Genomic DNA, 13378 nt, shown 5'->3' on the forward strand with positions numbered 1-13378 from the left:
GGCAAGGACACCCTGTGGAGGGGCACATGATGGCGACGACCGTGCAAACTGCCGGACGGACGGCGGGCATGCCGGAGATCACCGACCCTTCCCAGGTCGCTCCCAAGGACGCGCGTGAACTGTCGAAGCTGTTCTTCGAGAAGCTCGCGGTCCTGGAGGAAGGGACCCCCGAGCACCAGTACGCCCGCAACACGTTGATCGAGATGAACATCTCACTGGTCCGCTACGCGGCCGGCCGGTTCCGCGGCCGGGGCCAGGAGGAGCGGGAGGACATCGTCCAGGTCGGCATGATCGGCCTGATCAAGGCGATCGACCGGTTCGAGCTGACCCGCGAGGTGGAGTTCACCTCCTTCGCCGTCCCCTACATAGTCGGCGAGATCAAGCGGTTCTTCCGCGACACCTCCTGGGCCGTGCACGTGCCGCGCCGGCTCCAGGAGGCCCGGGTGCAACTGGCCCGCGCCAGCGAGGAGCTGAGCAGCCGGCTGGGCCGCACTCCGACCACCGCGGAGCTGTCCGAGCTGATGAGCCTGCCCGAGGAGGAGGTCGTCGAGGCCCAACTGGCCTCCAACGCCTACCGGTCGGCGTCCCTGGACGCGGCGATCAACGGCAGCGAGGACGGGGAGAGCGCGCTCGCCGACTTCATCGGCGGCCAGGACCCGGCCCTCGGCCTGGTCGAGGACTTCCACGCCCTCGCGCCGATGATCGCCTCGCTCGACGACCGCGACCGCAGGATCATCCACTGGCGCTTCGTCGAGGAACTCACCCAGGCCCAGATCGCCGAACGTCTCGGGGTCTCCCAGATGCACGTCTCCCGGCTGATCGCCCGACTGCTGGCCCGGCTGCGCGAGGGCATGCTCAGCACCCGCTGACCCGACCCGGTACACGAATCCGCGATCACCAGCGGCACCTCCGGCGCACACCGGAGGTGCCGCTCCCGTTTTTCACCCCGTCTTCACGGCCGCCCGCGCCTGGGTGTGAGGTCGCGCTCCGTCGCACACGGGAACGCCTGGCGGGGCCCGATACCACTCGTTCGAGAGAGATGGCACACAACCATCACAGTTCGCGCGGATTCGGGGTAAGCGAGTCGGAGTAAGGGCCGCGAAAGCGCACTGTTGCCGTTTGACAACAATAGTCAGGAGGCAACAAAGTGGCCGTGTCGGACGTGCGCGGGGAAGGACCTGGAATGCTCCGGTTGACGGAGACCGCTCCGTGCGCGGGGCGCCGTCGCCGAGGGGTGACGGCGGCACCGGTGCCGCGCGACGTGGTTCAGGCGGTCCGGCTGTCGGACTCCTGTGAGTCGTGCAGCTGCGTCGCCGCCGAGGCGCAGAAGGCCTCCAGCCCCTCCAGCAACGCGACCCGCTTGGCGGCGGGCATGTCCGCCAGCACCCTGCTCAGCTCCTTCTCCCGGCGGGCCCGCAGATCGGCCAGGAAGGCCCGGCCCCGGCCGCTGAGGTGCAGCCTCACCTCGCGGCGGTCCTGGACGCCCGTCACCCGCTCGACGAATCCGGCGGCCACCAGCCGGTCGCACAGCCGGCTCGTGGACGGCGGCGTGGAGGCCAGGGACTCGGCGAGCGCGCGGAGGTTGATGCCGTCATGGTGCTCGAGGATGTGCAGCACCCGCAGCTGGGACGCGGAGGCGGGCGCGGTCGAGGCCCTGCCCCACACGAACTCCAGCAACTCGACGGCCGTCGTGGTCACGCGCGCCACCTCATCGGGCGCGGGGCGGCGGAAGGCAGTCACGGTCACACTCTCGCAGGCACTCGGGTGCCTGTCAGCGTACTAGGCGCGGGCCCGGCCCCCGACGGGCCGCCGCGACCGACACAGCTCGTGCACATGGCGGATCTCCCGAGCGAGGCCCCACGTCCCCGACGAAAGATGGTGTATTGCTCATCGTGAACAGATTCGAGGCCGCTGAACGCGCCCTGCGGACAGCGGCTCCCCACGAGCTCCTCGACGCCGTGCGTGCCGTCCTCGCCGAACGGTACGGCGCCCGGTCCGTCGAGTTGTTCATGGCCGACTACGGCCTGACGGTGCTCCAGCCGGTCTCGGTGCTGCCGCACACGCTCGACCCGGTCTCCGTGCACAACAGCCCGGCCGGACGGGCCTTCGGCTCCCAGCGGCCGTACCGCGAGGACCTCGGGGACGGACCGGTCCGGCTGCACCTGCCGGTCAGTGTGCGCGGCGACCGCCTCGGAGTGCTGACGGTCACGCTGGCCACGGCCGACGAGGCCCGCCGCTACGAGTCCGAACTGGTCGAGATCGCCGACGTGCTGGGGCACGAGGTGCTCGTGGCCGAGCGCGACACCGACCTCTACCTCCAGGCGCGCCGCAAGGACCGGCTCACCCTGGCCGCCGAGATGCAGTGGCAGCTGCTGCCCGGACGTGCCTGCTCCCGCCCCGAGTTCGACCTCGCGGCCCAGCTGGAACCGGCGTACGCCATCTTCGGCGACAACTTCGACTGGTCCGCCACCGCCGACCACCTGAGCCTCTACGTGACCAACGGCATGGGGGAGGGCATAGAGGCGTCGCTCCTGACGAACCTGGCCATCAACGCCCTGCGCAACGCCCGGCGGGCCGGCATCCCCATCGCCGACCAGGCCGCCCTGGCGGACCAGGCGGTCTACGCCCACTACCAGGGACGCTGCTATCTGTCGGTCCTCATGTTCGACTTCGACCTGCGCACCGGCCGGGCGAGCGTCGTGGACGCGGGCTCCCCCCAGTTGCTCCGGCTGCGCGACGGGACCGTGGAACGCGTCGACTTCGACGCCCAGTTGCCGTTGGGCATGTTCGAGGAGACGGACTACGTCGCCCAGGACTTCCAGGTGGAGCCGGGCGACCGGCTCGTCTTCGTCAGTGACGGAGTGCACACCGTGGCCTCCCCGCGTGGCGAGGCGTACGGCGACGCGGCTCTCACGCGGGCCATCCACGCCACCCGGCTGCTGCCCGCCGCCGAGGTGCCGCGTGCGGTCCTGCGGGAGTTGACCGGTCATCGCGGTGAGGCCCTCGCGGACGACGACGCCCTGGTCGTCTGTCTGGACTGGCGTGGCCGACCCCGCAGCGGCGAGGACGGCTCCGGTCGGTTGTGACGATCCCGTGTTGTTCGGGATGGGCGGCGACGATAATGTTTGTCATAAGGCAATAATTGCAAGATGGCCCGCGGTGAGGTGGGTTGACGAGACAGCGGCAGGGAGACGATGCAGGTGGCTGACCACGACACGGCTGACGGGGTGGCGAAGGAGCTCGGCGGGTTCCTGGAACGCAGGCGCGAGCAGATCGCCCAGCGCTGGGCGGACGCGCCCCTGTTCCGTACCGTCTTCACCGTCTCACGTGACGAGGCCGTCGAGGCCTGCAAGGCCGTCGTGGACGCCCTGGCCGACGTGGCCCGCTCCGGTCGGCTGGAGGACGTGCAGGCCCCGGGCTTCGGCGCCGTCCGCGACCAGCTCGGGCGAATGGCCGCCTCCCGGACCCAGGCCGGCTTCAGCTCCTCCCAGATCGCCGGCGAGGTGGCGGGCCTTCGGGAGCCGGCCCTCGCCCTGCTGAGGGCCGAGCTCGAGGATTCCTCCAGCGAGCACGTCGAGGCCTGTCTGCTCGCGCTGACCGTCCTGATGGGCACGCTGCGTGTGGTGGTCATGGAGACGAGCGTCAGCGCGGGCGAGGAACTCATCGCCCGGCAGCAGCTCCAGCTCCTCGAGGTGGCCACCCCCGTCATCAAGCTGTGGGAGGGCATCGTCGCCGTCCCGCTCATCGGCACCCTCGACAGCGCCCGCAGCCAGGTCGTGATGGAGAGCCTGCTGGAGGCGATCGTGGACCAGCGGGCCCGGTACGCCATCCTCGACATCACCGGCGTGCCGACCGTCGACTCGCTGGTCGCCCAGCACCTGATGAAGACGGTCGCCGCAGCCCGCCTGATGGGCGCCGAGTGCATCGTCTCCGGCATCCGTCCCGCGATCGCGCAGACCATCGTCCACCTCGGCATCGACCTCGGGACGATCATCACCCGGGCCGGCCTGGCCGACGCCCTGGCCTACGCGCTCACCGAGCAGGGCATCGTCGTCTCCCAGGGCCCGGCCCAGGGAGGGAGCCCGCGGTGAGCGGCCTCCCCGCCACCCCCGCCTCCTCGGTGCCGGTCCTGGCACTGGGAGACGTCCTGCTGGTCTCCTTGCAGGGAGAGCTGCACGACGCCACCGCCGAGCAGCTCCAGGACCACATCTCCCATCGCATCGCCCACCACCCGGTGCCGGTGGGCGGAGTCGTCATCGACATCTCCGGGGTGGAGATCGTCGACTCCTTCCTCGGCCGCATCCTCGCCGAGATCGCGGCCAACGCCCGGCTGCTGGCCACCCGGACCGTCGTGGCCGGGATGCGTCCCGCCGTGGCCATCACCCTGGTCGAACTGGGCCTCACCCTGCCCGGTCTGACGACGGCTCTGGACGTCGACAGCGCGTTGTCCCTCCTCGGGCGCGCCCCAGGGCCGGCCGCCCCCGCACACCCGGAAGGGGATGCTTGATGCATGCCCCACCCGCCCCCACCGCCCGGCTGCCCATCGCCTCGGACGCCGACCTGGCGTGGGTGCGCCAGCAGGTCCGCCGGGCCGCCGCCGGCCTCGGCTTCGGCCTGGTCCAGCAGACGAAACTGGTGACCGCGGCCAGCGAACTCGCCCGCAACACCCTGGTGCACGGCGGTGGCGGGCACGTGGAGATGACGACACTGGAGGAGGGCGCCGCCCGCGGACTGCGCCTGTCCTTCGTGGACAACGGTCCCGGCATCCGGGACGTCGAACTCGCCATGACCGACGGCTACACCACCGGGGGCGGCCTGGGCATGGGCCTGAGCGGGGCCAAACGGCTGGTCCAGGAGTTCACCCTCGACAGCCGCCCCGGCGAGGGCACCACCGTCACCGTCACCGAATGGGCCGCCGGGCTGCCCTCGCCCCGCACGGGGGCGCCATGAGCAGGGTCTGGGACATCCCGGTCCAGGAGAGCACCCGGGTCCGGGACGCGCGCGTGGCGGCGGAGGCCGCCTGTGCCGAGGTGTCGCTCGACGCCCCCAGCACGGCGGCCGCGGCACTGGTCGCCACCGAACTGGCCACCAACCTCGTCAAGCACGCCAGCGGCGGCCGTATCGTCATCAACCTCGTCGGCTCCGCCGACTCCCGCGCGGGGACCGAACCCTGCGTCCAGATCGTCTCGCTCGACCACGGGCCCGGCATCGGTGACGTCGGGGCGGCCAGCGCGGACGGCTACACGACCTCCGCCGCCTCCCTCGGGGCGGGGCTCGGCACCTGCCGGCGCGTCGCCGACGACTTCGACCTGCACAGCCGGCCCGGGGAGGGCACCGTCGCCGTCGCGCGCATCACCTCGACGCGGACGTCGCGCGCCAAGGGCTCGGGGCGAGCGGGGAGCGGCCTGCGGACCGGCGGCAGTGTCCAGGTCGGTCGGAACCTGCGGGTGGGCGGGAGCGTGCGGGTCGGCGGGGGCGTCCGGGCCGGCGACAGCGTCCGGGCTGGTGGCGTCACCGCCTCCTACGCCCACGCCGAACACTCCGGCGACGCCTTCGCCTGGGTCCGCTCCGGCTCCCGTGTCACCCTGCTGCTCGCCGACGGACTCGGCCACGGCGAGAAGGCGGCCGAGGCGTCCACGGCTGCCGTCGAGGAACTGCGCCGCGACGCCGACCTGCCGCCCGCCGACCTTCTGCGACGCCTGCACACCGTGCTGCGGACGACCCGCGGCGCGGCCGTCGGGGTCGCCCAACTCGACGAGGACACCGGCCGGTTGGCCTTCGCCGGGGTCGGCAACATCGGCGCCAGGCTGCGCACCGGAACCGGGTGGCAGCCGTTCATCTCGCACCCGGGCATTGTCGGGGCGCACTTCCCTGCCACCGTGCCGCTGCGCGAGGCCGACTGGGGGCACGACAGCCTGCTCGTCCTGCACAGCGACGGGCTGCCGGGCCGCTGGGTGCCGCCCCTGGATCCCCTGCTCCTCGCCCACGATCCCGCCGTGGTGGCCGCGGTCGTCCTGCGGGACGCCGGCAGCGCCGCACGGCCGCTGCGGGACGACACCAGTGTGGCCGTCCTGACCCCCGCCGCGGACGGAGGTCCATGACCGACCACACCGACGTCTGGAAGATCGCGTCGGCGGCCGACGCGGCCCGTGCCCGTGCCGCCGCCGCCGGCATCGTCGTGGCCGCCGGCACCCCGGCACCGGACCGGGCCCGCTTCCTGACCTCCCTGTCCGCCCGGCTGCGGAACTGCCTCGACCAGGGCGGCACTTGGGAGCTCCGCCTCCTCACCTGCGGAACCGAGCACGAGGGACGGCTCGACGTCCTGCTGCGGCCCTTCGACGGAGGGAAGCCGCGGCCCGTCGACGACGGGAACCTGTGGCCCATCGACGTCGAAACCCTGCGGCCCATCGACGTCGAAACCCTGCGGCCCATCGACGGCGGGAGCCTGCGGCCCTTCGACGGCGGGACCGCAGAGGACGGACGGGCCGGCGAGCCGGTCCTCTCCTGCCCGCTGCCGAACCCGCCCGCGCCCGGCGGTCGCGTCGGCGGCCGCGCCGGTCGCCCGATGTCGCCGTCCCGGGCCCTGCTGTCCGCCGACGAGGACACCGCCGCCGTACTGCGCCTCCTGGACGAGCAGGAACGACTCGTCCAGCTGCACCGCGAGGAGCTGCACCAGACGAACCAGGGTGTCCTCGCGCTGCACTCCGACCTGGAGGCCGCCGCGCTGGCCCAGGGGGAACTGCTGGAGGCCGAGCGGTCCGCGCGGGCCGAGGTGGAGCGGGCCCGGCGCCTGCTGAACTTCCTAGCCGACGCCAGCGCGGCCATCACCTCCTCCCTCAGCCCCACCGAAGTCCTGCGCCGGCTGACCGACCTGCTGGTACCGGAGTACGCGGCACGCCTCGACGTCTGGCTCTTCGACGAGGAGCAGGGCGACGAGGAGGCCGGCCCCGTACAGGAACACTCCAGGGCCGCGGTGGTCGCCGCACGCACGGGCCGCCCCCAGCACGCCGCCGCGCACCCCGGGAACCTGCCGGGCACCGACGACCTCCCGCCCGCCGCCATGTCGCCGGACCGGCCCCTGCTCGCCATTCCCCTGATCACACACCGCCTGCTGGGTGTGCTCACCCTCATCGCCCCCGGCCCCCGCTTCGACGCGGACACCTGCCTGATGCTCGTCGAACTCGGCCGCCGGGCCGGTGTCGCCCTGGACAACGCCCGCCGGTACGAGCAGCACCGCGACACCGCCGAGGCCCTCCAGCGCGCCCAGCTCACCGAGCTGCCCGACCCCGACGGCCTGCTGCTGGCCGCGCGCTACCTCCCGGCGTCCCAGGGCATGAACATCGGGGGCGACTGGTACGACGCCTTCCTCCAGCCCGACGGCAGTCTGCTGGCCGTCATAGGGGACGTGACCGGGCACGGGATGCACGCCGCCGTCGTCATGGGCCAACTGCGCACGGCACTGCGGGCCTACGCCGTGGAGGACAACTCCCCGGCGGAGATCCTCACGCGTCTGCACCGCATGCTCCGCCATCTGCAACCCCAGCTGTACGCCACCGCGATGATCGCCCGTTTCCGTCCCGGGGACCCGGAGGTGGTCTGGGCGTCGGCGGGCCATCCGCCCGCCGTGGTGCGCGACGCCGACGGCTCGGTGCGGATACTGGACGACGCTCCCGGCGTCATGCTGGGCATTCCCATCGCCTTCACCTACGCCGACCATGTCACCCGGCTCCCGGCGGGCTCCTCCCTGGTGCTGTACACGGACGGACTGGTCGAACGCCGGGCGCACGGCATCGACCCGGGCATCGAGCGGCTCCGCCAGGCGCTGGCCGGGCTCAGCACCCCGGAGCTGGAACAGGACCTGGACGCGGCCGCCGAGGCGCTGCTGAAGCCCCTGATGCACGATTCGGAGCGCGACGACGACGTCTGCCTGCTGCTGTGCCACACCGTCACGTACCCGGCGTCCTGAGCGCACGGCCTCTCCGGCCCGAGGCGTCCCGAGCCCGCGGCCTCCTCACCGCACGGCGTTCTCGGCACAGGCCTCCTCGGCCCACTGCCTCTGAGACCGGTCACCCGCGCGATAGCGTGGAGGAGACATGGTGAAAGGGTGGATGCCGTGAACGCCTTCGAGTCGCTTCCGTCCATGGAAGCCCAGTTGCGCGCGGCACCTCCGCACGCGCTGGTCGCCACCGCCCGCCGCCTGCTGGCCGAGCGCGCCGGTGCCCAGGACGTGACCCTCCTGCTCGCCGACTACGGACTGGCCGTGCTCCAGCCGGTCTCCCATCTGCCGCACACAGAGGAGCCGGTGTCCGCCCACGAGGGCCCGGCGGGCAGCGCCTTCACCCGTCAGAGCCCGGTGGTCGAGGACCTGAGCGACCCGGCCGGCCACCTGGTGCACCTGCCCATCACCGTGCGCGGAGACCGCCTCGGCGTGCTGTCCGTACGGCTGCCCGCGGGCATCGCGGCCCCCGAGAACGTCCGGCGCCTCGGTGACTTCGCGACGGCGCTCGGCCATGAGGTCACCACCGCGGGCCGCGACACCGACCTCTACCTCCAGGCCCGTCGCACCCGTCGGCTCACCCTGGCCGCCGAGATGCAGTGGCAGTTGCTGCCCGGCCGCGGGTGCGCGCGCGAGGAGTACGCCATCGGCGCCCATCTGGAACCCGCCTACTCCATCGGCGGCGACAACTTCGACTGGTCCACCAGCGCCGACCATCTCGTCCTGTCCGTCACCGACGGCATGGGCGAGGGCATCAACGCCGCCCTGCTGACCAGCCTGACGGTGGGCGCCCTGCGCAACGCCCGCCGGGCCGGCATAGGCCTCGCCGACCAGGCCTGTCTCGCCGACCAGGCGGTCTTCGCCCAGTACGGCGGCAAGGTGTACGCCTCCACCCTGCTGCTGGAGTTCCATCTCGCCACCGGCCTCGTGCGGGCCGTCGACGCGGGCTCCCCGCAGCTGTTCCGGCAGCGCGGCGAGCACGTCGAACGCGTCGAGCTGGACGCACAGTTGCCGCTCGGGATGTTCGAGGAGACGCTCTACGACGAGCAGACCTTCCACGTGGAGCCCGGCGACCGGCTCATCGTGGTCAGCTCCGGTGTGCACGGCAGCCGCTCGGCGACGGGTGACCTCTTCGGGGAGCGGGCCCTGCGCGGGATTCTCGTCGCGACCCGGTCGACCCCGGCGTACGAGACGGCACGCGCGGTCGTGTCCGGCCTGATCGACCACCACGGCAGCAGGGAGCTCCCGGCCGACGCGGCCGTCATCTGCCTGGACTGGCACGGCCGCACCGCCTGACCGGTGTCCCGGGAGGAATTCTTCGGCCGGCTCCTCAGGGCTCGGGCGTGTCCTGTGCCGCCCGGAATCCCCCAAGGCCTCGTTCGAGGGCCGAGCGTTCGGCCGGGGTCATCGCCGCGAGGACCGAGGCGAGCGCCTGTGACCTGCGGGCGCTCACCTCGTCGAGCACTTGGAGGCCGGGACCGGTCAGGCTCAGTCGCACCTCGCGCCGCTTCTGCGGGTGCAGCGCCCGCTCCAGCAGCCCGGCCGCCTCCAGTCGGTCGCAGAGCCGGCTCGCGGTCGGCAGACCTATGTCCATGCTCTCCGACAGCGCGGTGAGGTTCAGCCCGGGCGTCGCCTCCAGGATCTGAAGAGCCCGCAACTGGTGCGGCGACAAGCGGAGGCGGGCGCCCTGAGCGGCGACGGACCAGAGGTTCGCGAGGCGGTCCACGGCGTCGGAGATCTCCCGCGCGAGGGCCATGGGATCCTCGGCCGACCCGCTTGCCTGGTCGTCCCCGGAGCCACTGAGACGCGTCACGAACACATCGCTTTCAGTAATCGCCTGCCCATACAGATGCAACCCTCATTCAAACGCGGTACCCGAAGCATCGTCGAGCAAGCACTCCGAACCCGGGCCATCGTAGGAAGTCCGGCCGAACGGGAAACGCGGTTTCGTCCTGAATCTCCCCGCCAGGTTGCGTCGGTCGCAACCTGGTGCGCATAGCGATACCCGTATTAGCATGCCGCGCATATCTACGGCGCGAGCGAGACGAGGGACCATGGCTCCTCAGCAGTACGACTTCGTCATCGTCGGTGGTGGATCGGCCGGCAGCGCGCTGGCCAACCGCCTGTCCGCCGACCCGGCCAACCAGGTGCTGGTCCTGGAGGCCGGTCGGCCCGACTATCCGTGGGACGTCTTCATCCATATGCCCGCGGCGCTGACCTACCCCATCGGCAGCCGCTTCTACGACTGGAAGTACGAGTCCGAGCCCGAACCGCACATGGGGGGCCGGCGCGTCTACCACGCCCGCGGCAAGGTGCTGGGCGGCTCCAGCAGCATCAACGGCATGATCTTCCAGCGCGGCAACCCCATGGACTACGAGCGCTGGGCCGCCGATCCCGGCATGGAGACCTGGGACTACGCGCACTGTCTGCCGTACTTCAAGCGCATGGAGAACTGTCTCGCGGCCGACCCCGACGACGAGTTCCGCGGTCATGACGGCCCCCTCGTCCTGGAGCGCGGCCCGGCCACCAACCCGCTGTTCACCGCCTTCCAGAAGGCCACCGAGGAGGCCGGGTACGCGCCCACCGACGACGTCAACGGCTACCGGCAGGAGGGCTTCGCCAAGTTCGACCGCAACGTCCACCGCGGCCGCCGGCTCTCCGCCTCCAAGGCCTACCTGAAGCCCGTCAGGAAGCGTCCCAACCTCACCGTTACCACCCGCGCCCTCGTGACCCGCGTCCTGTTCGAGGGCAAGAAGGCCGTCGGCGTCGAGTACCGGCGCGGAAAGAGCGCGCTCCAGCAGGTCCGCGCCAGGGAGGTCATCCTCTGCGGCGGTGCCATCAACTCCCCGCAGCTGCTCCAGCTGTCCGGGGTCGGCAACGCGGAGGAGCTGCGCGCGCTGGGCATCGACGTCGTCCACGACCTGCCCGGCGTCGGCGAGAACCTCCAGGACCACCTGGAGGTCTACATCCAGTACGCCTGCAAGCAGCCCGTCTCCATGCAGCCGTACCTCGCGAAGTGGCGCGCCCCCTTCATCGGCCTGCAATGGCTCTTCCGCAGGGGTCCCGCCGCGACCAACCACTTCGAGGCGGGCGGCTTCGCGCGCAGCAACGACGACGTGGACTACCCCAACCTGATGTTCCACTTCCTGCCGATCGCGGTCCGCTACGACGGCTCGGTGCCCGCCGGTGGACACGGCTACCAGGTGCACGTGGGCCCCATGTACTCCGACGCCCTGGGCTCGGTGAAGATCAGGAGCAGGGATCCGCAGGAGCACCCGGCGCTGCGCTTCAACTACCTGTCCACCGAGCAGGACCGCCGGGAGTGGGTCGAGGCGATCCGGGTCGCCCGCAAGCTGCTCAACCAGCCCGCGCTGGCCCCCTTCAACGCCGGGGAGATCTCACCGGGACCCTCCGTGGAGACCGACGAGGAGATCCTCGCCTGGGTCGCCAAGGACGGCGAGACCGCCCTGCACCCGTCCTGCACCTGCAAGATGGGTACCGACAAGATGGCCGTCGTGGACCCCACCAGCATGCGCGTGCACGGCGTCGAGGGGCTGCGGGTCGTCGACGCGTCCGTGATGCCGTACGTCACCAACGGCAACATCTACGCGCCGGTGATGATGATCGCCGAGAAGGCGGCCGACCTCATCCTCGGCAAGGAGCCGCTCGCTCCCTCCAAGGCCGTCTTCTACCGCCACCGCGACGCGCGCACGCAGGCCGGGTAACACGGAATTTGCGCGCGGACGCTTGTTGCGGAAACCGGCCGTCGGCTGCCCGGCCGCACCGCGTCCGCGTGCTCAAACCGTCATCCGCCAACCCCTTGACGTGGGTTCACGCATTCTCCAGAGTGTTCCACCACAAGCAATGCGATGCGCGATGCGCAACGAAATCGCTCGAAGGGCTCCCGACGTGGCAGACCTGTATGTGGACGGTGAATGGCGGGAGCCGGTGGCCGCGGGCCGCCGGGAGATCCGATGTCCAGCCGACGGCACGCTCTCCGCGACCGTCTCCGAGGGCACCCGCCCCGACACCGAGGCGGCCGTCGCCGCCGCCCGCCGGGCCTTCGACGAGGGGCCCTGGCCGCACACCCCCGAGCGCGAGCGCGGCGCCCTGCTGCTGCGCACCGCCGACCTGATCGAGCGCGACGCCAAGGAGTTCGCCCGCGCCGAGTCGCTCGACACCGGCAAGCGGCTGGTGGAGAGCGAGTACGACATCGCCGACGTCGTCTCCTGTCTCCGCTACTACGGCGGCCTCGGCGGCACCGGCGCCGGCCGCGTGATCGACACCGGGCGGGACGACGCCGTCAGCCGGGTGGTCCACGAGCCGGTCGGTGTGTGCGCACTGATCACACCCTGGAACTACCCTCTCCTGCAAGCGAGTTGGAAGGTCGCCCCGGCCCTGGTGGCCGGAAACACCATCGTCCTCAAGCCCAGCGAGCTCACCCCCTCCACCTCGATCCTGCTCATCCGCGCGCTGGCCGAGGCCGGACTGCCGGCCGGGGCGGCCAACCTCGTCCTCGGCGCCGGACCCGAGGTGGGCGCGCCGCTCTCCGAGGACCCCCGCGTCGACATGGTCTCCTTCACCGGCGGCCTGGACACCGGCCGACGGATCATGGCGACGGCCGCCGCGACCGTGAAGAAGGTCGCCCTGGAACTCGGCGGCAAGAACCCCAACGTCGTCTTCGCCGACGCCGACTTCGAGACGGCCGTGGACTTCGCGCTCACGGCCGTCTTCCTGCACTCCGGCCAGGTCTGCTCGGCCGGTGCCCGGCTGATCGTCGAGGACTCCCTGCACGACCGCTTCGTCGACGAGGTGGTCCGGCGGGCCCGGCTGATCCGCCTCGGCGGGCCCTTCGACCCCGAGGCCGAGACCGGGGCACTGATCTCCGCGCAGCACCTGGCCAAGGTCGAGGCCTACGTGGCGGCCGGTCTGGCGGAGGGCGCCGTCCTGCGCTGCGGCGGCGCACGCCCCACCGACCCGGCCCTCGCGAACGGCCACTTCTACCCGCCCACCGTCCTCGACGAGTGCACCCAGGACATGAAGGTGGTCCACGAGGAGTCCTTCGGGCCCGTCCTCACCGTGGAGCGCTTCACCGGCGAGGACGACGCCGTCCGCATCGCCAACGACACCGAGTACGGCCTCGCCGGAGCCGTGTGGACCCAGGACGCGGGGGAGGCCCAGCGGGTCGCCCGGCGGCTGCGGCACGGCACGGTGTGGATCAACGACTACCACCCCTATGTGCCGCAGGCGGAATGGGGTGGCTTCGGGCACTCCGGTGTGGGCCGGGAACTGGGACCGACCGGCCTCGACGAGTACCGCGAGACCAAGCACGTCTGGCAGAACATCCAACCCCGGCCGCAGCACTGGTTCCGCGGCTGAACG

The 13378-nt window shown here is 71.7% G+C and carries 12 protein-coding genes; 10 read left to right on the forward strand and 2 right to left on the reverse strand.

What is annotated here, in order from left to right:
- Positions 1-29 precede the first annotated feature (29 nt).
- Complete coding sequence (locus IF54_RS0109515) at positions 30-869, forward strand: RNA polymerase sigma factor SigF (protein WP_381011007.1); 840 nt, start codon at positions 30-32, stop codon at positions 867-869.
- A 397-nt stretch (positions 870-1266) separates the two neighbouring features.
- On the opposite strand, the gene IF54_RS0109520 is transcribed toward IF54_RS0109515, so the two are convergent.
- Positions 1267-1698: a MarR family transcriptional regulator gene (locus tag IF54_RS0109520; protein WP_030316514.1), complete on the reverse strand. Its 432-nt coding sequence runs from the start codon at positions 1696-1698 to the stop codon at positions 1267-1269.
- 194 nt (positions 1699-1892) lie between these two features.
- Here IF54_RS0109520 and IF54_RS0109525 point away from each other — a divergent pair, with 194 nt between their 5' ends.
- The 7 genes from IF54_RS0109525 to IF54_RS0109555 all read left to right on the forward strand — a co-directional run bounded on the left by IF54_RS0109525 (position 1893) and on the right by IF54_RS0109555 (position 9292).
- The gene (locus IF54_RS0109525) at positions 1893-3086 is read left to right on the forward strand and encodes a PP2C family protein-serine/threonine phosphatase (RefSeq protein ID WP_030316516.1); all 1194 of its coding nucleotides are present in this window, start codon (positions 1893-1895) and stop codon (positions 3084-3086) included.
- A gap of 108 nt (positions 3087-3194) precedes the next feature.
- Positions 3195-4091 (forward strand): STAS domain-containing protein, encoded by an 897-nt coding sequence (locus IF54_RS0109530; protein WP_030316520.1) that lies wholly within the window; start codon positions 3195-3197, stop codon positions 4089-4091.
- Positions 4088-4507 (forward strand): STAS domain-containing protein, encoded by a 420-nt coding sequence (locus IF54_RS0109535; RefSeq protein ID WP_030316522.1) that lies wholly within the window; start codon positions 4088-4090, stop codon positions 4505-4507. The genes IF54_RS0109530 and IF54_RS0109535 overlap by 4 nt, the downstream gene beginning before the upstream one ends.
- Positions 4507-4950 (forward strand): ATP-binding protein, encoded by a 444-nt coding sequence (locus tag IF54_RS0109540; protein WP_030316524.1) that lies wholly within the window; start codon positions 4507-4509, stop codon positions 4948-4950. The genes IF54_RS0109535 and IF54_RS0109540 overlap by 1 nt, the downstream gene beginning before the upstream one ends.
- Positions 4947-6101: a SpoIIE family protein phosphatase gene (locus IF54_RS0109545; RefSeq protein WP_030316527.1), complete on the forward strand. Its 1155-nt coding sequence runs from the start codon at positions 4947-4949 to the stop codon at positions 6099-6101. The genes IF54_RS0109540 and IF54_RS0109545 overlap by 4 nt, the downstream gene beginning before the upstream one ends.
- Entirely contained in the window at positions 6098-7966 is a 1869-nt protein-coding gene (locus IF54_RS0109550) for a PP2C family protein-serine/threonine phosphatase (protein WP_030316529.1), read from the forward strand. Before IF54_RS0109545 ends, IF54_RS0109550 begins: the two co-directional genes overlap by 4 nt.
- Before the next feature lie 138 nt (positions 7967-8104).
- Entirely contained in the window at positions 8105-9292 is a 1188-nt protein-coding gene (locus IF54_RS0109555) for a PP2C family protein-serine/threonine phosphatase (protein ID WP_199821194.1), read from the forward strand.
- A 34-nt stretch (positions 9293-9326) separates the two neighbouring features.
- On the opposite strand, the gene IF54_RS0109560 is transcribed toward IF54_RS0109555, so the two are convergent.
- On the reverse strand, positions 9327-9809 hold the full coding sequence (locus IF54_RS0109560; protein WP_030316533.1) for a MarR family winged helix-turn-helix transcriptional regulator: 483 nt from the start codon (positions 9807-9809) through the stop codon (positions 9327-9329).
- A 241-nt stretch (positions 9810-10050) separates the two neighbouring features.
- Between IF54_RS0109560 and betA the strand changes: the two genes are divergently transcribed.
- Positions 10051-11721 (forward strand): choline dehydrogenase, encoded by a 1671-nt coding sequence (gene betA / locus IF54_RS0109565; protein ID WP_030316535.1) that lies wholly within the window; start codon positions 10051-10053, stop codon positions 11719-11721.
- A 184-nt stretch (positions 11722-11905) separates the two neighbouring features.
- Positions 11906-13375, forward strand: coding sequence for an aldehyde dehydrogenase family protein (locus IF54_RS0109570; protein WP_030316538.1), 1470 nt, complete (start codon positions 11906-11908; stop codon positions 13373-13375).
- Positions 13376-13378 lie beyond the last annotated feature (3 nt).

It is taken from the genome of Streptomyces sp. NRRL B-3229 (assembly GCF_000719505.1).
In the GTDB taxonomy this organism is placed as follows: Bacteria; Actinomycetota; Actinomycetes; order Streptomycetales; family Streptomycetaceae; genus Streptomyces; species Streptomyces griseorubiginosus.